28 protein-coding genes are annotated in these 26,467 nt (G+C 68.5%); 13 read left to right on the top strand and 15 right to left on the bottom strand.

The annotated features are described in order from the left end of the window. Positions 1 to 32 precede the first annotated feature (32 nt). From BS329_RS26840 to BS329_RS26830, 3 genes are read right to left on the bottom strand one after another with little or no spacing between them, the layout of a single operon-like run. Positions 33 to 485, bottom strand: a complete 453-nt coding sequence (locus BS329_RS26840; RefSeq protein ID WP_061980368.1) for a DUF350 domain-containing protein — start codon at positions 483 to 485, stop codon at positions 33 to 35. A gap of 54 nt (positions 486 to 539) precedes the next feature. Beyond that, a complete protein-coding gene (locus tag BS329_RS26835; RefSeq protein WP_076164023.1) occupies positions 540 to 1,706 on the bottom strand; it encodes a glutathionylspermidine synthase family protein in 1,167 nt (388 codons plus the stop codon). Next, positions 1,707 to 2,324 carry a hypothetical protein gene (locus BS329_RS26830; protein WP_244197303.1) on the bottom strand — a complete coding sequence of 206 codons (618 nt, stop codon included), beginning with the start codon at positions 2,322 to 2,324 and terminating at the stop codon, positions 1,707 to 1,709. Positions 2,325 to 2,418: 94 nt separating this feature from the next. Here BS329_RS26830 and BS329_RS26825 point away from each other — a divergent pair, with 94 nt between their 5' ends. The 4 genes from BS329_RS26825 to BS329_RS26810 all read left to right on the top strand — a co-directional run bounded on the left by BS329_RS26825 (position 2,419) and on the right by BS329_RS26810 (position 5,751). Further along, entirely contained in the window at positions 2,419 to 3,423 is a 1,005-nt protein-coding gene (locus tag BS329_RS26825; protein WP_076164438.1) for a septum formation family protein, read from the top strand. A 4-nt stretch (positions 3,424 to 3,427) separates the two neighbouring features. Beyond that, positions 3,428 to 3,778, top strand: a complete 351-nt coding sequence (locus tag BS329_RS26820) for a metallopeptidase family protein (protein ID WP_076164021.1) — start codon at positions 3,428 to 3,430, stop codon at positions 3,776 to 3,778. A 209-nt stretch (positions 3,779 to 3,987) separates the two neighbouring features. Next, positions 3,988 to 5,253 (top strand): MFS transporter, encoded by a 1,266-nt coding sequence (locus tag BS329_RS26815; protein WP_076164020.1) that lies wholly within the window; start codon positions 3,988 to 3,990, stop codon positions 5,251 to 5,253. 60 nt (positions 5,254 to 5,313) lie between these two features. Then, entirely contained in the window at positions 5,314 to 5,751 is a 438-nt protein-coding gene (locus BS329_RS26810) for a hypothetical protein (RefSeq protein WP_076164019.1), read from the top strand. On the opposite strand, the gene BS329_RS26805 is transcribed toward BS329_RS26810, so the two are convergent. From BS329_RS26805 to pheA, 3 genes are all read right to left on the bottom strand, one after another. Beyond that, positions 5,748 to 6,404, bottom strand: a complete 657-nt coding sequence (locus BS329_RS26805) for a DUF4232 domain-containing protein (protein ID WP_076164018.1) — start codon at positions 6,402 to 6,404, stop codon at positions 5,748 to 5,750. The two genes, BS329_RS26810 and BS329_RS26805, sit on opposite strands and share 4 nt — an antisense overlap. 210 nt (positions 6,405 to 6,614) lie before the next feature. After that, the gene (locus BS329_RS26800) at positions 6,615 to 7,238 is read right to left on the bottom strand and encodes a histidine phosphatase family protein (protein ID WP_076164017.1); all 624 of its coding nucleotides are present in this window, start codon (positions 7,236 to 7,238) and stop codon (positions 6,615 to 6,617) included. After that, entirely contained in the window at positions 7,235 to 8,143 is a 909-nt protein-coding gene (gene pheA / locus BS329_RS26795) for a prephenate dehydratase (RefSeq protein ID WP_076164016.1), read from the bottom strand. Before pheA ends, BS329_RS26800 begins: the two co-directional genes overlap by 4 nt. A 97-nt stretch (positions 8,144 to 8,240) precedes the next feature. On the opposite strand from pheA, the gene BS329_RS26790 reads away from it, so the two are divergent. The 3 genes from BS329_RS26790 (at position 8,241) to BS329_RS43965 (ending at position 10,627) form a co-directional block, all read left to right on the top strand. Further along, entirely contained in the window at positions 8,241 to 8,882 is a 642-nt protein-coding gene (locus BS329_RS26790) for a macro domain-containing protein (protein WP_076164015.1), read from the top strand. A gap of 312 nt (positions 8,883 to 9,194) precedes the next feature. After that, on the top strand, positions 9,195 to 10,127 hold the full coding sequence (gene coaA, locus BS329_RS26785; RefSeq protein WP_076164014.1) for a type I pantothenate kinase: 933 nt from the start codon (positions 9,195 to 9,197) through the stop codon (positions 10,125 to 10,127). Between the two features lie 329 nt (positions 10,128 to 10,456). Then, positions 10,457 to 10,627 carry a hypothetical protein gene (locus tag BS329_RS43965; RefSeq protein ID WP_167480033.1) on the top strand — a complete coding sequence of 57 codons (171 nt, stop codon included), beginning with the start codon at positions 10,457 to 10,459 and terminating at the stop codon, positions 10,625 to 10,627. A 100-nt stretch (positions 10,628 to 10,727) separates the two neighbouring features. On the opposite strand, the gene BS329_RS26775 is transcribed toward BS329_RS43965, so the two are convergent. After that, a complete protein-coding gene (locus BS329_RS26775; protein WP_076164012.1) occupies positions 10,728 to 11,144 on the bottom strand; it encodes a type II toxin-antitoxin system VapC family toxin in 417 nt (138 codons plus the stop codon). Continuing rightward, positions 11,141 to 11,440 (bottom strand): type II toxin-antitoxin system Phd/YefM family antitoxin, encoded by a 300-nt coding sequence (locus BS329_RS26770; RefSeq protein WP_076164011.1) that lies wholly within the window; start codon positions 11,438 to 11,440, stop codon positions 11,141 to 11,143. Before BS329_RS26770 ends, BS329_RS26775 begins: the two co-directional genes overlap by 4 nt. Before the next feature lie 39 nt (positions 11,441 to 11,479). On the opposite strand from BS329_RS26770, the gene BS329_RS43510 reads away from it, so the two are divergent. Then, positions 11,480 to 11,647, top strand: coding sequence for a hypothetical protein (locus BS329_RS43510; protein ID WP_158075834.1), 168 nt, complete (start codon positions 11,480 to 11,482; stop codon positions 11,645 to 11,647). 24 nt (positions 11,648 to 11,671) lie between these two features. Here BS329_RS43510 and BS329_RS26765 read toward each other — a convergent pair whose 3' ends face one another. From BS329_RS26765 to BS329_RS26755, 3 genes are all read right to left on the bottom strand, one after another. After that, positions 11,672 to 13,228, bottom strand: a complete 1,557-nt coding sequence (locus BS329_RS26765; RefSeq protein WP_076164010.1) for a DUF1841 family protein — start codon at positions 13,226 to 13,228, stop codon at positions 11,672 to 11,674. A gap of 199 nt (positions 13,229 to 13,427) precedes the next feature. Continuing rightward, positions 13,428 to 14,741 carry a hypothetical protein gene (locus BS329_RS26760; protein WP_143253213.1) on the bottom strand — a complete coding sequence of 438 codons (1,314 nt, stop codon included), beginning with the start codon at positions 14,739 to 14,741 and terminating at the stop codon, positions 13,428 to 13,430. A gap of 23 nt (positions 14,742 to 14,764) precedes the next feature. Continuing rightward, positions 14,765 to 15,631: a nitrate- and nitrite sensing domain-containing protein gene (locus BS329_RS26755; protein WP_076164009.1), complete on the bottom strand. Its 867-nt coding sequence runs from the start codon at positions 15,629 to 15,631 to the stop codon at positions 14,765 to 14,767. Positions 15,632 to 15,782: 151 nt separating this feature from the next. Between BS329_RS26755 and BS329_RS26750 the strand changes: the two genes are divergently transcribed. The 5 genes from BS329_RS26750 (at position 15,783) to BS329_RS26730 (ending at position 22,141) form a co-directional block, all read left to right on the top strand. After that, positions 15,783 to 16,100, top strand: coding sequence for a nucleotide pyrophosphohydrolase (locus BS329_RS26750; RefSeq protein WP_076164008.1), 318 nt, complete (start codon positions 15,783 to 15,785; stop codon positions 16,098 to 16,100). A gap of 68 nt (positions 16,101 to 16,168) precedes the next feature. Further along, positions 16,169 to 18,685 carry a M14 family zinc carboxypeptidase gene (locus tag BS329_RS26745; protein WP_076164007.1) on the top strand — a complete coding sequence of 839 codons (2,517 nt, stop codon included), beginning with the start codon at positions 16,169 to 16,171 and terminating at the stop codon, positions 18,683 to 18,685. Between the two features lie 25 nt (positions 18,686 to 18,710). After that, complete coding sequence (locus BS329_RS26740; protein ID WP_076164006.1) at positions 18,711 to 19,853, top strand: hypothetical protein; 1,143 nt, start codon at positions 18,711 to 18,713, stop codon at positions 19,851 to 19,853. Between the two features lie 9 nt (positions 19,854 to 19,862). Continuing rightward, positions 19,863 to 20,489, top strand: a complete 627-nt coding sequence (locus BS329_RS26735) for a response regulator (protein ID WP_076164005.1) — start codon at positions 19,863 to 19,865, stop codon at positions 20,487 to 20,489. Between the two features lie 116 nt (positions 20,490 to 20,605). Continuing rightward, a complete protein-coding gene (locus BS329_RS26730) occupies positions 20,606 to 22,141 on the top strand; it encodes a hypothetical protein (protein ID WP_143253212.1) in 1,536 nt (511 codons plus the stop codon). Here BS329_RS26730 and BS329_RS26725 read toward each other — a convergent pair. The 4 genes from BS329_RS26725 to BS329_RS26710 form a co-directional block, all read right to left on the bottom strand. Then, positions 22,131 to 24,353 (bottom strand): tetratricopeptide repeat protein, encoded by a 2,223-nt coding sequence (locus tag BS329_RS26725; RefSeq protein WP_076164003.1) that lies wholly within the window; start codon positions 24,351 to 24,353, stop codon positions 22,131 to 22,133. The genes BS329_RS26730 and BS329_RS26725 overlap by 11 nt on opposite strands. 182 nt (positions 24,354 to 24,535) lie before the next feature. Beyond that, positions 24,536 to 25,144 (bottom strand): histidine phosphatase family protein, encoded by a 609-nt coding sequence (locus tag BS329_RS26720; RefSeq protein ID WP_076164002.1) that lies wholly within the window; start codon positions 25,142 to 25,144, stop codon positions 24,536 to 24,538. Between the two features lie 9 nt (positions 25,145 to 25,153). Then, positions 25,154 to 25,798 (bottom strand): class F sortase, encoded by a 645-nt coding sequence (locus BS329_RS26715; protein WP_076164001.1) that lies wholly within the window; start codon positions 25,796 to 25,798, stop codon positions 25,154 to 25,156. After that, on the bottom strand, positions 25,795 to 26,427 hold the full coding sequence (locus tag BS329_RS26710) for an excalibur calcium-binding domain-containing protein (RefSeq protein WP_076164000.1): 633 nt from the start codon (positions 26,425 to 26,427) through the stop codon (positions 25,795 to 25,797). Before BS329_RS26710 ends, BS329_RS26715 begins: the two co-directional genes overlap by 4 nt. Positions 26,428 to 26,467: the final 40 nt, after the last annotated feature.

The raw sequence follows: 26,467 nt of genomic DNA, 5'->3' as shown, positions 1-26,467 counted from the left end.
GCGCCTTTGCCGTTTTCAGCGGGTAGGGAAAGTCACGAGATGCCGACGGCCACGACCAGGCCGAGGGCGAGGTGCGCGGCGGCGACCACGACGCTGACCGGGGCGAACTTCTCGCTCTCGATGGTCGAGCGGACGTCGATGCGGGTCGCCCACTCCAGCAGCCGGACCGCCAGGACCTGCACGACGATGCCCAGCAGGCCGTAGACCAGCGAGGTGATGAGGCCCTCGGTCAGGTCGCTGGCGGAATTCGCGATCGCCACGACGACGATGAACGCCATCGACAGCAGGCCGGACGCGGTGACGATGACCGCGTTCGGCAGGCCGCGGCTGACCAGCTGGGACAGCTTGCCGGGCGTGGTCCAGTCGATCGCCCAGAACCCGGCGAACATCAGCAGCAGGCCGACGACGCCGTACAGCAGGATCGCGCCGATCCCTCGCACGAGGTCGGAGCCGAACGTGTCGGACAGCGCAAGGGTGGTCGTCACAGGGGTTCTCCAGAGGTACAGGTCGAGAATGTCAGGTTTGTGCGGTTGCTTCTATCACGTCTCGACGATGCGGTGCGGGACGAATGCCGCACCGTCGTCCGTAACGAGACCTGCGGTTTCGCGGATCCCGAGGCCGGCGGCCTGGTCGCCGACGATCCACGCGCCGAGCGCGGGCCGGTACCCCTGGAACTCGGGGAGCGGGTCGAACGCCTGGTAGACGAAGCCTTCGGCGCCGTAGACGCCGTCGGTCTGCGTCTCGTACCCGGTGGCGACGATCTGCACGTTCGCGCCCTCACGCCCGAGTTTCGGCTTGCGGACGTATTCCGTCAGCAGGCCGGGGTCGTCGGCGAAGGCGGGCAGCAGGTTCGGGTGCCCCGGGTAGTTCTCCCACAGGATCGCGAGCAGCGTCTTGTTGGAGAGGATCATCTTCCACAGCGGCTCGACCCACAGCGTGCGAGGCATGGTCTCGACGGCGAAGCGGCCGAATTCCTCGTCGACCACCCATTCCCACGGGTAGAGCTTCACCACGGTCGCCATCTGCTGCTCTTCGAGGTCGACGAACCGCTTGAGCACCGGGTCCCAGCCGATCTCCTCGATCGACAGGCCGACGGTGTCGAGGCCGGCCTCGGCGGCCGTCTCCTGCAAGTACGCCGTCGTCACGTGGTCCTCACCGGACGGATCGGCGGAAGACCAGGTGAAATGCAGTTCGTTGGAGGGCAGCTTGTCGGCGAGTTCACCCCAGCGCTCGACCAGCTTCTCGTGGATCGAGTTCCACTGGTCGTCCTCCGGGAAGACCGCGGTCTTCCAATGCCACTGGAGCACTGCGGCCTCGAGCAGCGAGGTCGGGGTGTCGGCGTTGTACTCGAGCAGCTTCGCCGGGCTCTTGCCGTCGTAGCGCAGGTCGAACCGGCCGTAGACGTGCGGATCCTGCCGCTTCCACGACTCGGCGATATGCGGCCAGACCCACTCGGGGATGCCGAAGCGGTGGTACTGCTCAGTGGTCACCACGTTGTCGACGGCTTCGAGGCACATCGAGTGCAGCAGTTCGACGTCCGCCTCGACGGACAGGATCTCGTCCATGTCGAAGACGTAGTGGACCGACTCGTCCCAGTACGGCCGGGACTTGCCGGAACCGTCACGGGCGGGGGTGCCGAAGACCAGGCCCTGCTCCTCGACGATGTGCTGCCAGTCCCGCCGGGGCGGCTTGGAATCCCGATACAACTACGAGCCCCCGCTCTTGCCGGTACCGCCGGAGGTACCGCTCTTGCCGCTGATGCCGAACCCGCCGCGCTGGACGGACTTGCCCGACTTGGTGCTGACGTTCGCTCCCGACGGCGCGGTGTACGAACCGCCGGACACCCGCTGCCCGACCTGACCGGTCCCGCCGTAGTTGTAGCGGTAGCTCTGCATCGGCCCGCCGAAACCACCGATGGGCAGGAAGAAGAACCCGCCGCTGACGTAACCGCCGTGCGACCGGACGTAGTTCTCGTCGCAGTTCTGGTCGTCGTTGACGATCTCGGTGTCCCTGGCGGCGCAGACCGCCGTGACCTCGTCCGGCTTCGCGACGGTGTAGAACGTCGCGACCAAACCGACCAGGCCGACGGTCACGCCGGTGCCGATCAGGATCTTCTTCTTGGTCGAGGACTTCTTTTCGGCGGCACGAGCGGCTTCGGCGTCGAGGACTTCCTGGCGTTCCTGCTCGGCCAGTGCCTGCTGCCGTGCCCGCTGCTCGGCCAACGACGGCTGCCGCGCCTCCGTGCTGCCGTCCTGGAAGCGCATCGAGCCGCGCTTTGGCGGCTCCTGGGGCGGCTGTGCGCCCTGGTTGTCATCCTGCGTCATCGAAGCTCCGTAATCGCCCGCCGGCCCGAACCCGTGTTTAACACTAACCACCCGGTATGCGCACCTTACGTGCGGCGCGGGCATCATGGAGTGGATGTCTCAACAGGCCGAGCGGTTCCGTGATCCGCGAAACGCGCTGAGCACCCTGCGCACCCGGCTCGTCATGGCCGGTGTGTTCGTGGGCGCGATCATCGCGCTTTCGCTGAGTGTGGCGTTCTCGTGGAACGTGGGCCCGGAGGGCGGTGCGGGCGGCGGTGCCCCCAAACTGTCACCCGCGGCCGTCGAAGCGTTCCATTCTCCCCCTGGCACCTGTCTGACCTGGAACAACCCGGACGCCAACGACGTGCGGCGCGTGCCGTGCGCGGAGTCCCACCTGTTCGAGGTCACCAGCATCGTCGACATCGGGACGCAGTACCCGGCGGGTGTGCCGAGCCCGAACCTGGAGCAGTGGCAGGAGATCGCCCGGTCACGCTGCACCGTCGACGTCAAGCCGTACCTCGGCCGTACGCTGGATCCGTACGGCAAATTGAGCATGAATCTGCTCCGGCCGACTCCCGCACAGTGGGAAAACGGCGACCGGCAGCTGCGGTGCGGCCTGCAATGGGCGGGCCAGGGCGGCAAGCTGCAACCGACCAAGGGGCAGGCGAAGGAGCAGAACCAGTCCGCGGTGTGGGAGCCGGGCACCTGCCTCGCGCTGCTCAACAACAGCTTCGGCGACCCCATCGACTGCGCCCAGCCGCACTCCTACGAGATGATCGCGACGCTCGACCTCAAGACGAAGTTCAAGGACGCCTACCCGTCGCAGGAAGAGCAGAACACCTGGCTGGACACCGCGTGCTCGACGGCCGCGCAGGACTACACCGGCAACGCGGATCTGGCCGCGAAGAAGGTCATCGTCAGCTGGGACGTCCGTGAGCAGGAGAGCTGGGACGCCGGCTCGACGCTGGTGAACTGCAAGGTGGCGGCGGCCCTGCCGGACAACAAGGGGCTCGCCCCGATCACCGGGAGCGTCAAAGTCGGCAACGGCGACGCCCCGCCTTCCGAGGGTGGCCAGGCAAGCCAGCCTCCGTCTTCCTCCGCTCCGAAGACCGGCGGGTGAACCCGTGCCCGTCGAGATGACCCAGCAGCGGTTCGAAGAACTGGTGTCGGAGGCGCTGGACGAGCTTCCACCCGAATTCGCGGAGGCCATGGACAACGTCGTGGTACTCGTCGAGGAGTTCAACGAGGAGTCGCCCACGATCCTCGGGCTCTACCACGGGATCGCGCTGACCGAACGGACCCACGAGTACGGCGGGGTGCTGCCGGACCGGATCTCGATCTACCGGCGGCCGTTGCTCCAGATGTGCGACACCGAGGAAGACGTCGTCGAGGAGGTGCTGATCACGGTGGTCCACGAGGTCGGCCACCATTTCGGCATCGACGACGCGCGCCTGCACGAACTCGGCTGGGGCTGAGCCGCCCGGCAGGCGATAGCAAAGGTCCCTTGCTCCCTTCCCGGCGGATTCCGTGCCGAAGGCGGCACAGTCGGTGATTTTCGTGCGCCAGGCACCACGGGTTCTTCGGATTTTTAACTGGGCGTAACAAGCCAACAACTTTGGGCGACAACCCCCGCTAAACTTTTCCGCTCGTCGGCAGGTGCCGTCGAATGCCTGGGGAGGCGTGCATGGCCGAGTCGACGGCACGAAGGAGGGGCGACCGGCGCTTGCGCTGGTTGCTCGCGTCCAGCGCGGCGTCGAATCTCGGCGACGGGATCGGCAAGGTCGCGTTCCCCCTCCTCGCGGTCACCCTGACCCGCGATCCACTGCTCATCGCCGGGCTCTCGGCGACCCAGTTCCTGCCGTGGCTGCTCTTCGCGCTCCCGGCGGGCGCGTTGCTGGACCGGATCGACCGGCGGCGCGCGATGATCCTCGCCAACGCCGCCCGCGCGGTGGTCGTCGGCGGGATGGCCGTCCTGGTCGCGGCCGGCGGGGTGACGATCTGGGTGGTCTACGCCGCGGCCCTGCTCATCGGCGTCGCGGAGGTGGTCGCCGACAGCGCCGCGAACGTGCTCATCCCGGCGGTCGTCGGCAAGGGTTCGCTCGACAGCGCGAACAGCAAGCTCCAGGCCTGCGAGATCGTCGGCCAGACCTTCCTCGGCGGACCGGTTGGCAGCACCACCTTCGCGCTCTTCGCGACCTTCCCGTTCCTGCTCAACTCGGTGGGCTTCGCGATCGCGGCGGCCGTGCTGATCGGGCTCACCGGGAGCTACCGGGCTCGTCCGTCCACGGCCTCCGAGAGCCCGTCCACCGACCTCCGGGCCGAACTGGCGGAGGGTTTCCGCTGGTTGAAGGGCAACCGGCTGGTACTGCGCCTGGTCGTCGTCGCCGGACTGATCAGCCTGGTCAGCGAACTCGCCCAGGCGCAGTTGGTGCTGTACGCGATCGAGTACCTGCGTCTCAGCGAAGCGGCCTTCGGGCTCTTCGCGTTCGTCGGCGGCATCGGCGGTTTGCTCGGCGCGGCCATCGCCCCCCGGCTGGTGAAGGCGTCCAGCCGTCGCACGGTGCTCCTCGGCGGCACCGCCTGCTGTGGCTTGGCGTTCACCGGCATGGGCCTGACGAGTTCGCCGGTGGCGGGCGCGGCCCTGTTCGGCCTGTTCGCGGCGGCCGTCGTCGCGGTGAACATCGTGCTGGGCACGGCGCGGCACACGCTCGTCCCCGGCGAGCTGCTCGGCCGCGTCCTCGGCGTGTGGCGCACCGTGGTCTGGGGGGCGATCCCGGTCGGGGCCTTGCTCGGCGGCGTGCTCACCCACGCCCTCGGTTCCCCGGCCCGGACGTTCCTCACGTCCGGGCTTTTGCTGTTCGGCGTCGCGGGCTTCGCTTTCATCGCCCTGCGGCCGGGTTCAGATGACGAATCGGCCACGGCCTTGCGGGTACTCCACCAAGACCGGTGAAAAGTCGGGCCTTTGGTGCTGGAATAGCGCATCACCGCCGGCTGGCGAGAGAGGTCCGCGATGCAGCAGACACTGGTGCCGGAGGCCGGCGTGGGGACGAAAGAACCTTCCAGACGCCCGCAGGTGATCACCGCGTTCGCCGGGTTCGTGATCGGCGCGAGCGTGATCGGCATGTTGTGGGCGCTGTCGGGCGTCAACGCGGGAGCCCTCGAAGACGCGCAGGACGCGTGTTCGGCACTGGCCAGGGTCGGCACGATCCCGGACACCACCGGCGCCGCGCCCGGCGACCGGACCGTGGCGGTGCTTGCCCCCGAGATCCTGCACCGGATGACGGCCGCACGCGAACTCTCCGCCGCGGCGGCCGCCGCCAACGACACCTACCGGCCGCTGGCCGAGCACATCGACGGTGTCAGCCGGATGGTGTTCAGCCTGCACTTCAACCAGATCTCCGGCCAGCGGCACCTGGCGCAGGCCGAACAGCTCTGCGCCCAGCTCTAGGCTCCCTTGTTGAACGTCTTGACGGTCAACTGGTTTCCGGGGATCTTCCCCGCGCAGCCGAGTCCCTGCACCGCCACGAAGTTCGACGCCGTCTCCTGCGGCAGGTACACCCGCAGCCCACGGGTCTCGGTGGGCTTGCAGGCCGCCTCGTCGTAGTTGCGGACGTTCACGAAGCCGATGTCGGCGGACGCGCTTTCGCCGTTGTTCAGCTGGACCGGGCCGCCCTTGACGCCGTCACGGAACGCGGCTTCACCGACCTGGTGGCCGTCCGCGCCGGTGACGTAGGAGACGCCGGGAAAGCCCTGGATGGTGCACGCGTGCCCGCTGGAGTTGGTGATGACGAGCTTCCGGTAGACCGTCCCGGCCGCCGCGTCCCCGTTCGCGACCGAGAGCTTCACGTCGCCTGCCTTGCAGAGCCCGTCGTTCCTGGGAGCCGGGTCCGGCCCCTGGGCGGGTTGCGGCGCCGGTGCCGGTGCCGGGCTCGAACTCGCGCTGGGCGCGACCGAGGTCTCCGGCGCCGAACTGGACGGTGTCGCGGACGAACTCTGCGCTACCGGGGCGGTTTCCGAACCGCACGCGCTGAGCAGCAAGAGTCCGGCGGTACCCGCGATGAGACCGCCGATGGAGATCATCTTCGAACGAACCATGGTCATTCGCCTCCCTGTAGCCGGGTGACCCACCGATCAGTAGACGGGTTAGCGACCCCAGGGGTTGCGCTCTCCCGGTTAATTCCCCACAAGGTGTTAATTGATCTCGTGGAGTGTGTTCCCCGGCGGAAGCGGAGGCAAACGCCCGCGTTTCGTCCTCTAGTTGCGGTACTTGCGCGTGCAACTACCGCAACCAGAGGACGAAACGCGAGGGAGTCAGGCGCGTATGACGGGGGTTCCGGCCCAGGTGAGACAGGTCCAGCCGTCGGCGGTCGCGGCGAGTTCGACGATGCCCGTGTTCGGGATGAGGCCCTGGTTGGCGATCTCGGCGGTGACGTTCCCGGCGAGCCATTCGCCGCCGAGCCGGATCGCACCGCCATGGCTCACCAGCACCACCGTGCCGTCGGGGTCGGCCTGCTCGTGCTTGGCGCGCAGCCGGGCGACCGCGTCGAGCATCCGGGTGCGGACCTGCGCGCCGGTCTCGCCGCCGGGGATCGGCGGATCGAGTTCGCCGAGCGTCCACCGGCGCACGACGCTCATGTAGGTCGTGATCGAGTCCTTGTCGGTGTTGCCTTCGAGGTCACCCGCGGCGACCTCGTGCACCCCGTCGACGACCTGGACGTCGACGCCGAGCTTGGCGGCCAGCGGCGCGGCGGTCTGCTGGGCACGGACGGCCTGTGAGGCGTAGACCGCGACAATCGGCTCGCCGTCCAGCCGCGCCGCGAGATCTTCGGCCTGTTCACGGCCCAGTTCGGTGAGCGGCGGGCCGGGCAGCGCGGTGTCGAGCGCGCCCCGCACGTTGCCGTCGGTCTGACCGTGACGGACGAGAAGGAGTTTCACGCCTGTGCTCCCTTCCGGACCGACTCGACCCAGTCGATCGCTTCGGTGAAGTCCTCGTTGGCGGCGCCCTGCTCGACCGCGGTCGTGCCGTCGTCCGCCCGCGGGTGGGAACCGAGGAACCGCACGTTGCGGCACCGTCGGCGCAACGCGGCCAGCACGTCGCCGATCCGGGGCTCGGCCACATGCCCCTCGAAGTCGATGAAGAAGCGGTACTCGCCGAAGTTGTTCCTGGTCGGGCGGGCGTCCAGCTTGGTCAGGTTGATCCCGCGGACCGCCAGTTCGGTGAGCAGTTCCGCCAATGCGCCGGTCCGGTTCGTAGCGGCGGCGACGATCGACGTGCGGTCGGCCCCGGTCGGCTCCGGCAGCTCGCCGGGCAGACGGACCAGCAGGAACCGGGTCTTGGCGTCGCAGACGTCGGCGACCTCGGTGGCCAGCACGTCCAGCGGGTAGTGCTCGGCGGCCACCGGCGCGGTGACGGCGGCGTCGAACTCGCCCGCGTCGACCGCGACCGCGGCCGCGGCGGTGGACGACGTCGCGACCGGACGCGCGCCGGGGAGGTTCGCCTCGACCCAGTGCCGGACCTGCGCGAGCGCGTGCGGGTGGCTCGCCACGGTGCGGATCTCGGTCGTGCCCGGCCTGGTCAGCACACTGAAGTGGACCGGAAGCAGCACCTCCGCCACGGCGACGAGCGGCTCGGCCTCGCTCAGGCTGTCAAGGGTGGCGGTGACCGCGCCCTCGACGGAGTTCTCGATCGGCACACAGGCCGCGGCGGCTTCACCCGAGCGCACCGCGGCCAGCGCCGCCGGGATGGTCTCCGCGGGGATCAGCTCCTCGCCGGGGGCCAGCCGCCGTGCGGCCTGTTCGGTGAAGGTCCCCCGGGGGCCGAAGTAAGCGATCCGTGACACCCCGCCAGATTACGCACGCCGCAGGTGGCGACTTTCACTCGGACAGCCGGTACGCGACCCGGTTACGCCGGGTGCCTTTTTTTGCCATGCTTAGAGCGTGACCGCCGAATCGGGCACGCACACCGGCCACGAGGATGTCGGCTCCTCTTTTGCTCCCCTGCCCGACCATCCCACCCCGGAGCTGGTGCTGTGCGCCGTCGATGACCTGCTCGCGCAAGCCTGGACCACCGTCGCGGACACTGTGGACGGACGGGTCTTCGTGCACCGCGGGTCGGTGCTCGACGTCGTCGCACAAGCCGTCGTCAGTCCCGCGAACTCCTACGGCTGGATGCGCGGCGGCATCGACGCCGTCTACGCCCGCGCCTACCCCGACGTCGAGCAGAACGTGCGCAGCGCCGTGCTCGCCTACCACGGTGGTGAACTCCCGATCGGCGAAGCCGTGATCGTGCCCACCGGCGAGGCGGAGCCCGCCTGGCTGATCAGCGCGCCGACGATGCGGGAACCCGGCGAACGCCTTCCCCGCGACACCGTGCATCCGTACCTGGCCGCCAGGGCGGTGTTCCGGCAGTGGCGTGACGGCAGGCTCGACCAGGGCCGGGTCCGTGACCTGGTGCACACGATCGCGATGCCCGGGCTCGGTACCGGCGTCGGCGGGGTCGCACCCGCCACCTGCGCCCGGCAGGTCGCCGCGGCGTGGAACGAGGTCTTCGCGCCCGGCCGCCCCCGTAATGGACGGTAGGCGGAGCTGAGATGGACCTCCGAAATGACCGATCCTCCACCGCCGAAGGCCCCGCTGTCGCGGCGGCAGGGCGCCTTCCCCTCGTCGGCGAGTGAGTGACCAAGCTGCGTCCTGCCGACGCCGATCGCGGACGCGGGTTCCCGTCGACACCTGACGCCCCTTAGCGGGCTACATCACATCGCAGCGCGTTCACGAGCCGTAAGCCCTACCGTTAAAGCGGCTTCATCCGGTTCGCGGCACGTTCACCCGCCGAGAACTCGTCAACACGGTTTTTGTACGGCGCCAGCGCAGGCGACGGGCGAGGAGTGTGCGATGCCGCGGGTCCGTGAGCTCAGTCCCTACGTCGAGCTGCACCGTGAGCAGTGGCGCGAGTTGCGCAGGGCTACCCCCCTGCCACTGACCGCCGCGGAACTACTGCGGCTGCGCGGTCTCGGCGAGCAGGTGGACCTGGCCGAGGTCGCCGAGGTCTACCTGCCGCTCTCCCGCCTGATCAATCTCCAGGTCGCCGCCCGGCAACGGTTGTACGAAGCCACCACCACCTTTCTCGGTGAAGACAGTCGGGGCACCAAGGTGCCGTACATCATCGGGATCGCCGGAAGCGTCGCCGTCGGCAAGTCGACGACCGCGCGCATCCTGCGCACCCTGCTCGCCCGCTGGCCGGACCATCCCAGGGTCGACCTGGTCACCACCGACGGGTTCCTCCATCCGCGGGCGGAACTGGTCCGGCGCGGGATCATGCACCGCAAGGGTTTCCCCGAGAGCTACGACCGGCGGGCCCTGCTGCGGTTCGTCACCGAGGTGAAGTCCGGGGCGGAACGGGTTAGCGCGCCGGTGTACTCGCACCTCGCCTACGACATCCTTCCCGGCGAGGAACAGGTCGTCCGGCAACCCGACATCCTGATCCTCGAAGGGCTCAACGTCCTCCAGCCCGGCCCTCGGCTCACCGTCTCCGATCTATTCGACTTCTCGATCTACGTGGACGCGCCGACGACCGACATCGAACGCTGGTACGTCGAGCGGTTCCTCAAACTGCGGCACACCGCGTTCGCTGACCCGGCGTCACACTTCCACCACTTCGCCGGTCTCCCGGACGACGAGGCCCGGGCCGAGGCACGCCACCTGTGGCGCACGATCAACGAGCCGAACCTGATGGAGAACATCAAGCCGACGCGGCCTCGCGCGACCCTCGTCCTCCGTAAGGACTCCGACCACACGATCAACCGGGTCCGCCTGCGCAAGCTCTGAACGGAAACACTGGGTGACCGGATCCTCACAAATCTCCACTCACGGCGAGTGTTTCACGACGACGACCGAGATCATTTCGCCGGAAGCCGATCACTCGGGCGAATTCCGGCCGTTCCCTCACAAGTACCAGCCTTCGCATCACCGGCGAGCCGGCGGGACCGGCCGGTCGCGTACCGCGATCGGGGCGCGGGTTTCCTCGGCCGATCGGCCGATTCACGCTCAGTACGTGTAACCGGTTGGCCGATACCGGCTACAGGCCCCCGAGGCGACCCTTGTGTCAGGGGAACAAGAGGTCTCGAAAAGGACCTTGAGCAGGGAGGAGGCTCACGATGTTCTCGATCATCCTGACCTGGGTCGGCTCGATTCTCGGACTAGCGCTCCTGGTGGCCATGGCCGCCGGTACCTTCGTCGTCGACTTCGACGACGCCCGCGGGGACCGCCGCCGGAAGAAGCCGGAAGTCACGGACAGCAAGGGCACCCCGGCCGCACCACTGGGCTGAACACCCAGAACGGAACCCTCGAAAGCGAGCCTCGACACCGGACTGGGCGACACCGGACTGGGCGCGGCCGATAAAGACGTCCGGACGTCTTGATCACTTCTCAGTCGAACGGGTTGTGCACCTGCGCCCCCAGCCCGGCCATGTCGGCGAGGTTCCGGGTGACCAGGATCAGCTCGTGGATCCGGGCGGTCGCGGCGATCAGCCCGTCGACGGACGGCACTTTCCGCGGCGCGTACTGCCTGCCCCATTCGGCCGCGATCTCGGCGGTCACCGGAAGGATCCGTTCCGAGAACTGCGCGGTGAGCCCGGCCAGCCAGTCGGCCAGCGCGTCCGCCCGCTCCCGGTCTTGTTCTCCTCGATGCCTGAGTTTGCCGATCCCTCTCTCGATCTCCCCCACCGTCAGCACGCTCAGATAGAGCCTGCTCGACGACACCCCGCCCCACCACCGGGCGAAACCCGGGTTCTGCGTGCGGCGCCGGGCCTCGGACACGATGTTCGTGTCCAGCAGAAAGCTCACCCGCTCACCTCCACGGCATCTCTCGGCAGATCCTCCGCGCGTTCGGCGGCGATCTCCTCCAGCACGTCGGCCAGTGCCTCCCCGTACTCCGGATGATGCTGCTCACCGGAGAGCACGAGTTTGAAATCGACGGCTTCACCGCCTCCGGCCAGCCTGCGGTAATCCATGATGTCCAGCACCACGGCCACCTCCTCCCCATGTTTGGTGACGAACTGCGGCCCCTCGGCCGCGGCCCGGCGCAGCAGCTCACTCAGCCGCTGCTTGGCGTCCTGTACCTGCCAGGTTGGTGCTTCCATCTAGACAGACTAGATGTATTGGGGAGGAGTTGCAAGGGGTTGGACCGCGAGCAAGGCACGCGCCCGGTCGAGCGCGTCGTGGAGGTCGGCGGCCTCGTCGAGGCACAGTGGGCGTTCCACCTGCAAGGACTCACTGACAACACGCGCCGCGGGCCACTGCGGAAAGCGGCCAGGGCGCTGGTCGCCCGGCTCGGCGAGCGCCCTTGAGTCCGGTGACAGGCCTCCGGCCGGTCAGGCGAGGTCGCCGAGTGCCTTCCGGTAATCGTCCAGGTCGTAGTCCATCTCGTGTTCGCCGGCTTCGGTGAGCTGGGCGGACAGCGCGTCGATGAGGTGCTCGAAGATCTCGTCGCGCTCCTGCCCGGTCTCGCTCAGCCGCCGCACGGCCTGCCAGACCTCGGCGGGCTCGTCGGCCCAAAGCTGGTCGACGATGGTGGTCTTGAGCGCGAGCCGCATCCGGGGCTCGCCGTCGAAGGTCTCCTCGGCCAGCGCCTCGTGGTACTCCGGGTGCTCGCCGATCACCAGCAGGCGGCGCTGTTCGGGGTCGGCGGGCTCGAGTTCCAGCTCTTCGTCGCCGATCTCCGCGTAGACCGTCGGGACGGCGAACATCCGGCGCTCGAGCGCCTCCGCGAGTTCCGCCGGGTCTTCGATCCCCTCGGAACCGTCGAAGTAGACGTCGAGGGTGGAGTCCTCGTCCTGCGCGAACTCCTCCAGGAACTCGGTCGCGCTCTCCAACAGCGCCACGCGGGCGGCCTCGGGGAGCCCGGCGCGGTCGGCCGCCCAGGTGACCCAGCCGAGCAGCGCGGGCTCCAGCGCGTCCTCGTACGCCTCGTCGACCTCGAACTCGCCGTCGAGCAGCGACTCGAGGAAGCGGGCGAGCTTCTCGGGACCGACCCGCAACGGGCTGCCCGGCTCGGTCTCGCAGCCGTAGTCGACCAGCAGGCGCGCATAGAACCGCGTCGCCTCGGTGTCCTCCACGAGCCCGGACCCGATGAAGTCGGCGACGACCTCTTCACGGACCTGCTCGGGCCACTCGGTGATCTCGGGCGAGGGCTCGGGAGTGGGGAGCGCCCGGATCCAGGCCAGCGCGATCGCGTGGAACCGCGCGTAGTCCTCGCTGACGTCGGGCTCCTCGACGACGTCCGTCGCCGCCAGCCCGTCCGCGAGCAGCTGGTGGGCGCGCTCGGGCAGCACCCGCTCCAGCGTGACCAGCTCCGGATCGTCGGCGGCCTGCTGCCGCATCTCGGACAGCACGTCGTGCGGCTTGTCGACCACGACGACGTCGCGGATCCGGCCGCCTTCGGTGAAGTCGACCAGCGCGAGCAGGCCGTGCTCGACACCGCCGCGGGAGAAGACGCAGAGAAGGGAGGACTCGTCACCGAAGACGTCACCGGTCCGCCAGCAATCCCCGACGGTCACCGCGGCCAGGTCCGCCGCCCATTCCGGCTCCGGGATGCCGCGGCCCAGCACCGTCTCGAGCGCGGCGGCGGCCGCATCGCGCTCTTCCTCGGTCTCGGCGAGCACACGCAGTCCGGCGAGCAGCGCGGCCGCGGCGGGGGTGATCTTCCTGGCGGCGAACGCGATGAGCTCCAGGCCCAGCGGCGCTTCGTCCTCCTCGACCTCGACGTCCCACCACTGGCCGAGCACCTCGGAGGTCAGCAGCTCGACGTCGAGCACCTCGGGTTCGGCGCCGAGGGTCGAGAAGTCCCGCAGGACGTCCTTGAAGAGGCCCGTCACACTCGGGGTGGAGGGCTGGGCTGCCTTCTTGCGGGCACGACTCACCGGACTCATGAATCACATGTTTCCACGCGGCCCCGAACGGGGTCGTCGCGGTGGTCCTGGGCGCGGAACACGGTGTCCCGGTCGCGGGGAGGGCGCGGCGGACACCGGTTCAGGACCACCGCGACTTCAACGCACCCGCCAGGGTGGCTCGACCTTCTCCGCCGGGTTTCCTCGGTTCACATCGAATAACGACCGGCGGCGGGCGCGGTTACGCCTTGGCCGGTTTCGGAATCGCGATTCTCGCCGCCTTGACCTCGGCGATCAGCCGCGTCTTGCGTTTGTGTATTTCCACCAACGTGCCGAGGTACGAGCTGAATTCTTCAGCGGTACCAGCCTTCTTGTGCACTGTGCGCAGTTTGCGCAGTTGCCGGGCGGCCTCGCGGTAGGAGTTCGGGTCTTTCCGGGTGATCAATTCTTCGACATGGTCTCGGTAGATGGGAATTGTTTCGGCCGGATGGGCTATGGAACGCGAAGCCGCGAGTTCGACGCGCACCGGTAACGAGGCTTCGAAACGCACCGCCGCCCGCCAGGCCTCGTCGGCGCGATCCTCGCCGAGCAGGGCGCGGACGAGTTCGTCGGCGGCGTCCGTGCTCTCGGCGGCGAGTTCACGCAACCGGGCCAGCGCGGCCTTCCGCTGCGCGACCCACCGCCCCGTTTCCAGCGACTCCGCACGCAGCGCGAGATACGCCGCGGCACCGGGCTGCTCGTCGAAGTCCTTGCGCGACAAGGGAACCGGTTTTTCTTCGAATGGAGGCGCCTCTTCCTTCTTGTCGTGCGTGAGTGCCCGCGCCGCGTGCGCGATGGCCTCGCTGTGCCGTCCCGCCGCACGCAGCACGCGCACGATCTTGAGGCTGACGTCGACCCGCGGCGGTTTGGCGGCGAGGATCGCGACGAGTGCGTCGACGTCGCCGGACACCTCCGCCAGTTCCTCGCGCAACCGCTCGGCCGTCTCGCGTTTCGAGCCGGACGCCTGCTCCGCGAGTACGTTGTCCACAGTGGACTTGATCAGCGCGATCCCCTTGTCCCCCAAAGCGGACGCGAAGTCGGACAGCTCGATGGACGGCCAGCCTGGCCCGTCGAACTCCACTTCGAGGATCCAGCGGGCCAGGCTCTCTTGGTCCGGCGGGCGCGCGACGCAGGCCCGCGCGTACAGCTCGACGGCCCGGTCCAGCCGGTCCGCGACCTCGCCCGAGGCGTCGTCGATCTGCTCCAGCATCTCGCTGATGTCGTCGACGGTCCGGCGGGCGAGCGGGGCCAGATCGGCCCGGCTCCCGGCGTCGAGAAGACGCTGAAGTGTGTCGAGAACGGAGCCGACCTTCGCGGCGTACTCGACGTTGCCCGCCATCACGGCGGTGTCGAGGAGGCGGTGCGCCTCCGCGAGGTCACTCCCCTGGGTGACGAAGCGGCTTTCCAGGGCCTGGCGTAACACAGGGTCACGCTCGGCGTGGGCATGAAGCAGGTCCGCCAGCGTCTCCGCGTCCAAGGTGCGCAGGAAGGGGCGCAGATCCGTCGTGGAACTCACCCGGACAAGTCTGCCCGACCGGTTCACCGACGCGTGTGGGCCAACAGCGTGCTCTTTTCGGCGTAGTCGTGCACACGGTGTGACCAACTCAAAGGCGTCGCTTCAAGGCGCGCCGGGCAGCGGATGACCGGGATCGGCAGCCGCCGGGCGAGCAGCATCACGACCGCCATCACCACCCCCGCGAGCAGCGAGATCGCCGCTGTGGTGGCGAAAGCACCACTCAATACCCGGCGGCCGCCGTCGATCGCGAGCCGCGCCGAGTACTCGATCTGGCGGGCGGCGAGGTCACCGAGCGATCGCCCGACGACCTCGGCCGCGACACGCCAGGCCGCCTGGCCGACAGGAGGTGGCGTGGCCGCGCTCAACGCGGTTTCGACCGCGCCGAACCGGCTCCAGTCCGCGCTTCCGACGAGATCCCGGTAAATCTGTCGGCTACTTTCCGTGAGTTTTCCGGCGACGGCGCCGAGCCTGGACCGGTAGGCGCCGACGGCCGCGGCGTAGTCGCGCCGCCCTTCGTCGTCCATCCCGGCGACCGCGAGGGAGACGCTGCGGTCCACTCCTTCGACGACGGTGAGCAGTTCGACGGCGAGCGCCTGCTGGTAGCCGATCTCGGCGTCGGGGGCGGCCCGCGCGATCTCGCGCAACGAGGAAAGCGTGATGTCGATGCGATCGGCGTACGCGGCGTAGGTGGCGGAGCGGCTTCCCGGCGCCTTCAACGCGATCGCCCGGTCGCGCTGCAACACCGCGATGCCCCGGCTCGCGGCGATCATGGTGACCGCGCCGTCTTCGGCGTCGTCGCGTATGCGGACGGCCTGGTGGACGAGGAATCCGCCGATGACCGACGCGACCAGTACCAGGGCCGCGCTCGGCACGAACGCGATGGAGAGCATGCGAGAGCGGATGCTTCGCTGGGACCTCAAGGTTTTCCTTCCGGATCGGTCTCCCGACGCGGAGTGACGTTATGCAAGTTGCAAATTGCACGTCAACGCTCGTCCGCCATACGGCCGTTTGCACACCGTGACGATCTGGTAGGCACGGCACGTGACTCTCGAAGACCTCAACCAGCGCCTCCGTGACTTCGCCGCGGCACGAGCCTGGGAACCGTTCCACACGCCGAAGAACCTGGTCATGGCGCTGTCCGGCGAAGTCGGCGAGCTGACTTCGCTGTTCCAGTGGCTCACCCCGGAGGAGTCCGCGAAGTGGCGTTCCGACTCCGAGCTGGCGCACAACGTCGTCGACGAGATCGCCGACGTCACGCTGTATCTCCTCCAGCTGGCGAACAGTCTCGGCGTCGACCTGATCGAGGCGGCCAACGCCAAGATCGACCGGAACGAGCATCGGTTCCCGGCGCCCGATTAGCCGCCTTTCGGGTCTTGTGACGTCTTTGGCGAGCGGAAACACTGTGCCGACGTCTTTGGAGGTGGCCCTTGTCGCGTTCGGCCCGCACCGTGGTCCTGGCTCTGCTGCTTTCCCTGAGCGCGGTCGCCGCGCCGGCACACGCGGCACCACCGCCGACGACGCATCGAGACCCCGGCAACGGGCCGGAACGCAACGAGATCGCCGCGACCGACCCGCCGCTGAGCGCAGCGCGGGCCGCGGCGGGCGAGAACGTCGCGGGCGACCACTCCGGTTATCCGCGCAAGACGAAGCTGCGCGTCCATCCGGAAAACCCGGCCGACAAGTCGATCAAGCTCGGGCTCGCGCCGTATCACGCGATCGCGCCGAAGCTGAACGCGTTGCAGGACGGCAGCGACCGGATCTCGGTCGAGATCGCCGGGCGGTCCGGTCTCGGCCGGGACCTCTACCTGGTGACGCTCACCGCGCCGGAGAGCCCGTTCGAAACACGGCGGCAGGACGCGTGGCGATCGCTGATCGAGAACGACCCGGCCCGTGCCGCGCGCGACCCGTTCCTGCGCCACGGCTACAAGGCGCCGGTGTGGATCAACAACAACATCCACGGCAACGAATGGGAAGGCACCGACGGCGCGCTCCGCGTCATCGAGAAGCTGGTGACGTCGAAGGATCCCAAGACCGCCGAACTGCTGAAGCGGAACCGCTTCTACTTCAACGTCACGGCCAATCCGGACGGTCGCGTCGCCGGTACCCGGCAAACATCGGCGGGGTTCGACCCGAACCGCGACTTCGTCACCGCGTCGCAGCCGGAGGTGCGGGCCATGCGCGGGATCGCCATCGGCAAGCAGCCGCTGATGATGCTGGACGAACACGGCTACGTCGCGAACACGCTCATCGAGCCGACCACGCCGCCACACGGCCAGAACTACGACTTCGACCTCTACCTCAAGCACGGGTACGCCAACGGTCTCGGCATGGAGCAGGCGGTCAAGGCCCTCGGACGGCCGGAGACGGCGAAGCCCGAGATCCCGTTCCGCGACTACGAACCCGGCAGCTGGGACGGCTGGGCGCCGATCTACACCGCCCAGTACGCGATGTACCACGGCGCGGTGTCGTTCACGATCGAAATCCCGATGCGGGTCAACAACGCGGACTACGAGACGCAGCCCGTCGAGGAACTGCGGCGGCGTTCGGTGATCAACACCGAGGTCGTCGAGGCCACCATCGGCAGCACGCTGACCTACGTCGACCGCAATCGCGGCGAGCTGATCGCGAACCAGATCGAGATGTTCCGCCGTGGCAGCGCGGGCGAGGCACAGCGCGAAATCCCGGACGGGTTCGTGCCCGGTTTCGGGCCGGAAGACCGCTACCGCACCGAATTCCCGCGTGCGTACGTCATCCCGGCCGGCGCGGACCAGCGGTCGGCCGTCGCGGCTTCACGGCTCGTCGACCACCTGGTGGCCAACGACGTCCGCGTCCGCCAGGCGGATCGCGCCTTCTCGCTGGCCGGGCGGCGGTATCCGGCCGGTTCGTATCTGGTCGACATGCACCAGCCCAAACGCGGTCTGGCGAACGTGATGCTGGAGCAGGGCAGCGACATCTCGGCGAAGGTACCGGTCATGTACGACATCTCCGGCTGGAGTCATCGCCTGCTGTGGGGCGCTTCGGTCGACATCGTCGCCCACGGCAGGCTCGACGTCCGGGCGCACGACGTCGCCGCCGCGTCACCCACCGGCGGTATCGACGCGGCGCCGGGTCGCGATCTCGCGCTGAAACTCGTCGACGGCAAGGACGTCAGCGCCACCAACGACCTGCTGAACCGCGGACTCGCACTGGGACGCGCGGCCGACGGCACGATCGTCGTCCCCGCGTCGGCTCGCCCCGCGGCCGCCGAAGTGGCGGACCGCTACGGCGTCCGGTTCACCGAAGCACGGGGGACCTCGACTCCGCTCAGCCGCAAGACGATCGCCGGAGCCGTCGGCCCGGATGAGCTGAAAGCGTTGCGGGACATGGGCTTCGACGTCCGTCCGGTGTCGGCGGCGGTGCTCAACGCGGGCTTCGACTGGTCGCGGATCGACCTGCTGTTCGTCTCTTCGGGACTGCGGTACCCCGATCTCAACCCCGCCGCGAAGGACGCCCTACGCGCTTTCCTCGCCCGGGGTGGCGTGGTCACCCGCGGCGCCACAGGCGCGCGGTTCAACACTGACGGGGGACTTCTCGAAGCGCGTCCGGTCGAGGGCCGGGAGGACGGCAACGGCGTCGTTTCCGTCGTCAACGGGACCGGCCCGGTCGGGGCCGGGGCACTGCCCGACTCGTTCGTCTACGGACCGTTCTGGTTCACCGGTCTCGGCTCCTCGGTCAGCGTGGAACAGCGCTACGCGAGCGGGAATCCGCTGGTCGCGGGGCATTGGCGGACCCGGGACGACGGGACAGGCGGGCCACTGCAAGCGTCGGGACAGGCAGCCGTCGTCTCCGGCACTTCGGCGCTCGGCGGACGGGTGGTGCTGTTCGGCACCGAGCCGCTGTTCCGCGATCACCCGAAGGGGTTGTACGCACAGGTCGCCAAGGCGGCTTTCTGGGCGGCCGGCTGATCGAGACGGTCTACGCTTTACGGCCATGTCCCCCGTTTCCCGCGGCCGGAAGCCGAAGAAGACCAAGAAGAACAAGAAGCAGGCGACAAAGCCGAAGGTGCCGTTGACCTCCGAACCAGTGTCCTTCCCGGACTGGTTCGAGGAGGGAGTCGGGAACATCCTCGGCGGCGTCGACGGATTGCTGGCCTGCGAAACAGCTCGCGACCTCGAGCAAGCGACGTGCGAGCTGCTCGGGGCCGAACTGAAGCGCGCCATCGACGACGACAACTACGGTCTCGACTTCGACCTGTTCTTCGCCGCTTTGGTCGCCGAGGTGTCCGCTCTGGCGAAGAGCGAGCCGACGGAAGCGCTGTGGCGCCTGCTGCACGGCCTGCTCGCGATCGCCGCTCCCGGCGTGGCGCCGACGCTGCGGTCCACGATCGCCCGTGTCGAGTCCGAGAGCGAGCGTCTGTCGGCCTGGCCGCGGTCCCTCGCGGACCTCAAGGCGACCGGTGAAGTCTGGGAGATGCGCGACGTCTACGGCACGCGCCTCGCGGTGATCGCGGCGTACACCTATCCCGGCGTATACCTGTTCGACGTCGACATGTCCGGGATCCCCGCCCTGACCGGCGGCCACGTCTACGACGACGTCGAGCAAGCCACCGAAGCTTGGCGGAAGAAACTCGGCGACGAAGCGGGCGACGCGGAGCCGAAGGCGGTGACCGACACCGAACGGCTGGCCGGCCTGGTCAGCTGCGAATTCGACGTCATCGGCTTCGAGTCCCGCGACGCGCTCGACAACTGGCATCGCGCGCAACGCCGGTTCGAGGATCTCGAAACGGCGCTGAAGAAGCGCAACCTGCCGCTCCCGCCGTACCAATCACTGTTCGATGACCCCGACCCGGCCGAAATGTCCCGTCCGTTCATCGAGTGGCACAGCGAGCGCCACGGCGGCGAACCCGATCCCGAGGCCGTGGAAGACCTGGCGGGCGAATGGATGGAGGGCCTGGTGCCGGACACCCGGTTCGACGTTTCCCCCGGCCGGATCGGCTACTACCTGGACGTGCTCGGCGACCGGCGGGACCCGGTGGCGATGGCGCTGCTGCGGAAGTGGGCATGCTGGCTGGCCGAGCGGGCCGGGCTGCCGTCTCCGCTGGTGGAGCGGGTGGTCGCCAAGGCGACGAAGTAACGTGGGGGTATGCCGATCCAGGTGCTGCTCATCGACGACCACGAGGTGGTGCGGCGCGGGCTGCGTGACCTCCTCAGCGACGAGCCCGATATCGAGGTCGTCGCTGAAGCGAGCGGGGTCGACGAGGCACTGGCCGTCGCGATGCACGTCGAACCGGACGTCGCGGTGGTCGACGTGCGCCTCGGTGACGGGGACGGCATCGCGCTCTGCCGTGAACTGCGCTCGAAGGCGAATCCGCCGCAGTGCCTGATGCTGACCGCGTTCGACGACGAGGAGGCCATGGTCGGCGCGATCATGGCGGGCGCGGCCGGGTATCTGCTGAAACAGGTCCGCGGCCAGGACGTCGTCAACGCGGTCCGCGAGGTCGCGGCGGGCCGCTCGCTGCTCGACCCGCTGTCGACGGCGCGGGTGCTGGACAAGCTGCGGCATCCGCCCGAGGACGAACTCGGGTCGCTCACCGAACGCGAGCGCGAGGTACTGGACCTGATCGGGCAGGGCATGTCCAACCGCGAGATCGCGGAACGCCTGTTCCTCGCCGAGAAGACGGTGAAGAACTACGTGACGTCCGTCCTCGCGAAGCTGGGCATGCAGCGGCGAACGCAGGCCGCGGCGTGGATCGCACGCCGGGACAGGTAGTGCGCGAAAAAAGTACCCCCCCCCCGTCGTTTTGGGCGAAGGTCCCGGTCGACCCCGAGTTCGATCAGTGGCTCACGGTCCGGTTCTCCCATCGCGTTCTGGTCGTCGTCCGCACCGTGACCACCTTGACCCGGCTGCTCGACGTCGTGTCGCTGCTGAAGGACGACCCGCGAGTCCAGGTCGTGTTCACCCACAACGAGCGAGAACCAGCGATCCTGTCCTCTGGAGTCAGTGAGTTCCTCGCCTCGCTTGACGCGAAGGTCATCTCCTGGGATCAGGCTGTCGAAACCAGGTTCGACCTGGCGATAGCCGCCAGTGAGAACGACGAACTCCACCGGCTGAAGGCGCCCGTCCTGCTCGTGCCGCACGGCATCGGACACCAAAAGCACTACCCGCACCAGCCGGTCATTTCGGGACTGAACCCGGCACGACTGGTCCGGGACGGTCACGTCGTCCCCAGCCGGATCGGCCTTTCGCACAGCAATCAGCTGCGTTATCTCCGGCAGAACTGTCCCCAAGCCGAACCGCACGCCGTCGTGGTGGGCGACCCCTGTCACGACCGGATGCTCGCCAGTCTCCATCGCGCGGCCCGCTACCGGCGCCTGCTCGACATCGGTGACCGCAAGCACGTCGTGCTGGCGTCCACCTGGGGACCGGATTCCCTGCTGGGCACCGATCCGGGCCTGCCCGCACGGCTGCTCACCCAGTTCCCCGTCGACGAGTACAAGTTCAGCCTCATCGTGCATCCGGGCGCTTGGGCCGCGCACGGTCCCTGGCAGCTCCGCGCGTGGCTGTCGCGGGCCCTGCGAGCAGGGCTCGCCGTGATCCCACCCCAACGCGGCTGGCAGGCGACCGTCGTTTCCGCGGATTGCCTGATCTCGGACGGCGGCTCCATCGCGCTGTACGCGGCCGCCGCGAAGATCCCGGTGTTGATCGGCAGCCGGGAACCCGCCACGGTGGTACCGGACTCACCGCTCGCCGACCTCCTGGCCAGGGCTCCACGTCTCGACATCGAACGCGATCTGCGCGAGCAGGTCGACCGAGCGGGCGCGACGGAACCACTCACCGACGTCGCGGAACAAGCGGTCGAGTTCTCGGGAAAGTGCGCGGAACTCCTTCGCCCCGTTCTCTACGAACTGATGGGTCTGCCGGAGCCGGACGCCCGCGCGGTCTTCCGGCCCGTACCCGATCCGGTGCCGGACGTGACGGAGCCGACGACGTTCTCGGTCGAGGTCCGGCAGCACGCGGATCATGTCGCGGTCACCCGGTTCCCCACCGAACAGGTGGAGCAGACCGCCGCTTCCGATCGCCACATCGTCGCCCACGAAGAACTGTCCACTCTGGACGATCTCGAAGGCGCCGACGTCGTCTACTGCGAATTCACCGGTGAGGACGCGGACTTCGACGGCTGGGCAAGAGAAATCACTCGTCGCCGTCCCGATGCCGGGCTCATCGCCGGGATCGGCGTGGACCGGTGCCTGCTCTGGAGTGCCGGGAAGCCTGTCGTCCAACTCACCACGCCAGGCGAGCCGCTGCCCGCGATTTCCGCCTATCACTGGCGCAGGAACCGTGATCTTCCGGCGACCGGGTCGTTCCGTGTGCGAGAGGGCCACCGCGCCCGGAACGTGGTCGCCTCGGTGCTCACCGAATGAGTGGCGGCTCGGCGTAGATCTTGGCGTGCACCGCGTCGGCACGCGGGTGCTTGACCGCTTGCAACCGCTGCCAGACGCCGGACCAGTACTCGCGTGCCTTGGTGAAGTCTCCGCACGACCAAGCGGCGTCCCCGAGTGCCTCGGCGATCTCCAGGTCGTACTGATCGCTCCCCGTCGGAGCCACCATGCGCCAGACTTCCGGCACCAGGTCGAGCGCTTGCCGCGCGGCGTCCACCGAACCCGATCGGCTCAGCGCCTTCGCCCGGACCAGCCAGACCTGGGCGAGGTCGCGTTTGTTCTCGGGGTCCGTGTTCGCCTCGGCTTCTTCCAACAGCTGGAACGCCCCGGCGAGGTCACCGAGCATCACCTGGACGTTGGCGAGCATCCTCGCGTGCAGCCCTTGCCCTCGGAAGGGAAGTCCGCCCAACGTCCGGCTGATCTTCAGCGCTTCGAAGAAGCATGCCGATGCCTCGGTGTACTGGCCTCGTTCTCGGTGGAAGAGCCCGCGGAACTCCCAAAGCGACGCCCGCAGCTGCCGATTCGTTTCGGTGTCGGGGAACTCGAGCCGTTGCAGCAGCTCTCCCAGCTTGCCGAACTCCTTCTCCGCCCGCGGGAACTCCTGAAGCAACGAGTACAGCCGTGCCTGCTGCGCGATGACCCTCAACTGGAGCGGGACGTCGCCGAGGGCTTTCGCGCTCGCGATCCCCGATCTGTTGATCTCCGCGAGTTCACGCAGATGTCCGCGGTGCAGCCCGACGATTTCCAGCGCGCCACAGAGCTGCGTCAGTTCGAGATGGAGTCCGGCGTCGTGGGCCGGTTCCGCCAGCGCGCGGTAGACCGGGATTTCGGCGACCAGCAGGTCGACCGCGTCCTGCCCAGGGGCGAGATCCAACGGCTCGGTGCCCGCCGGCAGCGTCTCGTCGTACAGCCTCAGCCGCCTGCGGCCCATCTTCCATTGATCCGCCTGCACCGCCCGGGTGCGGTGGAAACGCACGAGCCGCGGCAATCCTTCGCCACCCGGCGCGTGACCCGCGCGAGCGAGCGCCTGCCTCGCCTGTTTGGTCAGCCGGAGCCGCTTGCCGGGCTCCTCGGTCACGAAGAAGACCGACTGGAGATGCACCAACCCGTCGAGAACCTCGAACGGTTCGCAACCGGCGACGGCCGCTGCCGCCTCATACGTGAAGCTCGGTCCGGGAATTTCACTCAGCGCCCGGCAAAGATCCTGTTCACGCCGCGGAAGTCCGGCAAGAACCCGGTCGAAGGCGGCACTCACGGGACCGAGGGCCCGCCCACTGCTCAGTTCTTTCGCGAGGAGCTTGAGTGGCCGGGCGGCCAGTGCCGCTCGCTGCCTCGCCGCGATGGCCGCGGCGACCACCGTCGCCGGAAACCGGTCACATTCCACGAGGACTTCGTGCGCACCTTCGGGGTCGGCGGCGAGCAGGTCCGTCCCCGCAATCGCTTCGAAGAGCATCCGGTCCGCTCCCTCTTCGAGCCTGCTGAGAGGTACGTGCCGGGGATACTGCGTCACAAGCTCGTCGGGGGCGCCTTCGGTCAACGCCAGTACAAGACTCGTCGGCGCCGGGGGCACCAGGGCCTGGAGATCGCGGACGCTTTCGACCGAGTCGAAAACCAAGAGCAGTCGTAACGGCCCGAGCAGGTCGTTGTACTGGGTTTTCAGTTCGCCGGCACCCGATGTGATGAGCTTCGGCTCCACTCCCAGTGCTTGGAGTACCGCTTCCCTGACCTGGCTGATCCTCAACGGCGCTCCCGGGCCGTCGCGGTGATCTCCGAGGTCGATCAGCAGCGCGCCATCGGGATAGGCACCGCCGGAGCGCATCCCGTGATGTTCGGCGAGCGCCGTTTTGCCGACTCCGGACGGGCCGGAGAGCACCACCACGCCGGTACCGGCCAGCTGGGCCTGAGCGCCGACGCGGTCGTACAGGTTCGGCGAACGGGGGACGATCCGCGGGCGGGCCTGTCTCATCGCGAGCATGCTTCCGACCAGCTCCCGCAATTCCCCCGCCACGGCGGGGTCTTCGGCGGCCAGGCGACGCACCGCCGCCTCCAAGGCGGCCGGGTCGGAACGCAGGCGTTTCTCGTCCCGCCGTCCCGACAGCTTCTTCCAGAGATACTCGGCGACCTTGCCACCGGTGGTGAAACACAAGGCGATGGCCTGCTTGACGATCTCCGTCTGTACTACCGGATCAGTCACCTGTAGCCCCCTCACAGCTGTGACCGACACGCTAGCAGCGCGGATCATGCACGTCACTCACCGTGAATCCGGGTCTCCGGCTGCTTGACGAGCCCCATCAGTTCGGCCACCTGTCCGGTCGCCAAGAGGAACCTCGGCATGTCATCTCCCCACGTCTTCATCGGCTTTCCGGGGAGATCCTGTCATTTCCCGGTGGGGAGCACGACCTGCCGGTTGTGAAAGTAGTCGTCCTCACGAAGCAACGTGACGCTGCCGGGTGAGGCGCGGAAGTCGACATACCCGGCCGATTCGAGCGGCATCCGGATCCACGCCGCGATGACGAAGGTGAGCGCGCCGCCGTGGGTCACGACGATCTGGTGCTCGCGGTCGCTTTCGAGGATCGAGTCCATCGCCGCGTAGACCCGCGCGGCCATCGCGCCTTTGGTCTCGGCGCCCGGGATTCCCTCGTCGTGCCCCAGCCGCTCGCCGGCCGCCGGTGGCGGGACGAACCGCCGGTCCAGCCACTCCTGAGGTTTGCCACCGGCTTCTCCGTACGACTTCTCGCGCAACCGCCGGTCCCAAACCGGTGTCACGCCGAGCCTTTCGCCGATCACTTCCGCCGTCCGCGCCGTGCGCCGCAGGTCCGAGGAGTACAGCTCGACGTCCTCCGGCACCTTCGCGTGCAGCGACTCCGCGATGGCGACGGCGGCACGCTCGCCTTCGGGCGTGAGTTCGAAGTCGTACCAGCCCCCGACGAGGTGATCGACGTGGTGCGTGGCCTGCGGATGGGTGACGACGTGGACGGTGCGCATACCCCCGGATTAAACGCGGGTCAACTTGGCGTAGGCGATGACGTTGTCGAGATAGTTGCCGGTCGAGGAGTCGAAGTCCCCGCCGCAGGTGATCAGGCGCAGTTCCGGCCCGGCCGTGTCGCCGTAGACCTTTTCCGTCGGGAAGGTCGCTTTCGGGTGCCGCTCGACGGCGTACACGGTGAACACCGCGGTGGCCCCGTCCTTGCGATGGACGACGGCTTCGTCGCCGGGCTTCAGTTCTTTGAGCCGGACGAAGACACCGGGGACCTTCTTGTAGTCGACGTGCCCCGCGAGCACGGCGGGGCCGGTCTCGCCGGGAGCCGGGCCGCCGGTGAACCAGCCGGTGGTGATCGCGTCCTGCGGCACCTGGAGGCTGCCGTCACCGGCCAGCCCGAGGTCGATGATCTCGCCGGTGCGGACCCCGATCGCCGGGATCTCGAGCGTCGCCGGTTTCCCGGGGCCGAGCGGAGGAGCCGCGACGGACGGCGGCACCACCGAGGACTCCATCGAGGACACCGTGGAAGGTGCCGCCGGTGACGCGACCTTGCCCGGCGGCGGGGCGGCGCACGCGGTCAGCGCGGCCGCGAGCACCACCCCGATGAGGGTGCCGATGACCATCGGGAACGGCCACCGGCGCCAAGAAGCGCTGGTCATCGCTCGGCACGCCGCCGGAGAACGAGGGAGGCGCCCGCGGCCGACGCGGTCAGCAAAGCCATACCGGTCAGCGCGACCGCGCTGATCTCCAGGAGACCGCCGTTGACTTCGGCGGCTTCCTCACCGCCACCGGTCGCGACCCCGCCGACAGGCTTGACCTTCACCTGGCCGGATTTCGCGGGCTCGCCGAACCGGGACTCACAGGCGTAGCCGTCGTTGTCACCGTCGAGCTTGTGCGGATCGCGCGGATTCTTCTTCAGCTCGGCCTGTGCCGCGGCCTGGGACGGGAAATCGGCGCAATCCTTGTCCACGGATTTCGCACTACTCGGCACCGGTTTTGTTTCCGTCGCGACGGGAGGAACGGTGGGAGTGATCGTTTTCGTCGGCGTCGTTCCCCGTTTCGGTAACGTTTCGCACGCGATTCCGTCCTTGTCGTCGTCGAGACCGTGCGGATCGGATCGATCTTTCTCGTACTCCGCCTGCGCCTCTTCCTGGTACTGGAAGTCCTTGCAGTCGAGGTCGGCGATCGCGGGCGCTTCGGCCAGCGCGAACGCCACGGAAGCGGGGCCGAACAAGGAGAATCCGGCGAGGATCACGGCCGTGCCGAGGGCGCGACGAACCGAGGACATGGGGAGTCCTTTCGATGGGAATTCGCGCTCCGAGCGCGGT

Source organism: Amycolatopsis coloradensis (assembly GCF_001953865.1).
Taxonomy (GTDB): Bacteria; Actinomycetota; Actinomycetes; order Mycobacteriales; family Pseudonocardiaceae; genus Amycolatopsis; species Amycolatopsis coloradensis.
The sequence above is the reverse complement of the archived record's forward strand: the minus strand, read 5'-3'. Positions and strand labels throughout refer to the sequence as shown.

Coding starts and splice junctions, on each gene's coding strand:
- BS329_RS26830 (WP_244197303.1), bottom strand. CDS start 2,324: ATGACGCAGGATGACAACCAGGGCGCACAGCCGCCCCAGGAGCCGCCA.
- BS329_RS26825 (WP_076164438.1), top strand. CDS start 2,419: ATGTCTCAACAGGCCGAGCGGTTCCGTGATCCGCGAAACGCGCTGAGC.
- BS329_RS26720 (WP_076164002.1), bottom strand. CDS start 25,144: ATGCGCACCGTCCACGTCGTCACCCATCCGCAGGCCACGCACCACGTC.
- BS329_RS26815 (WP_076164020.1), top strand. CDS start 3,988: ATGGCCGAGTCGACGGCACGAAGGAGGGGCGACCGGCGCTTGCGCTGG.
- BS329_RS26755 (WP_076164009.1), bottom strand. CDS start 15,631: ATGCTCTCCATCGCGTTCGTGCCGAGCGCGGCCCTGGTACTGGTCGCG.
- BS329_RS26710 (WP_076164000.1), bottom strand. CDS start 26,427: ATGTCCTCGGTTCGTCGCGCCCTCGGCACGGCCGTGATCCTCGCCGGA.
- BS329_RS26770 (WP_076164011.1), bottom strand. CDS start 11,440: ATGGAAGCACCAACCTGGCAGGTACAGGACGCCAAGCAGCGGCTGAGT.
- BS329_RS26805 (WP_076164018.1), bottom strand. CDS start 6,404: ATGACCATGGTTCGTTCGAAGATGATCTCCATCGGCGGTCTCATCGCG.
- BS329_RS26765 (WP_076164010.1), bottom strand. CDS start 13,228: ATGAGTCCGGTGAGTCGTGCCCGCAAGAAGGCAGCCCAGCCCTCCACC.
- BS329_RS26735 (WP_076164005.1), top strand. CDS start 19,863: ATGCCGATCCAGGTGCTGCTCATCGACGACCACGAGGTGGTGCGGCGC.
- BS329_RS26740 (WP_076164006.1), top strand. CDS start 18,711: ATGTCCCCCGTTTCCCGCGGCCGGAAGCCGAAGAAGACCAAGAAGAAC.
- BS329_RS26715 (WP_076164001.1), bottom strand. CDS start 25,798: ATGACCAGCGCTTCTTGGCGCCGGTGGCCGTTCCCGATGGTCATCGGC.
- BS329_RS26810 (WP_076164019.1), top strand. CDS start 5,314: ATGCAGCAGACACTGGTGCCGGAGGCCGGCGTGGGGACGAAAGAACCT.
- coaA (WP_076164014.1), top strand. CDS start 9,195: ATGCCGCGGGTCCGTGAGCTCAGTCCCTACGTCGAGCTGCACCGTGAG.
- BS329_RS43965 (WP_167480033.1), top strand. CDS start 10,457: ATGTTCTCGATCATCCTGACCTGGGTCGGCTCGATTCTCGGACTAGCG.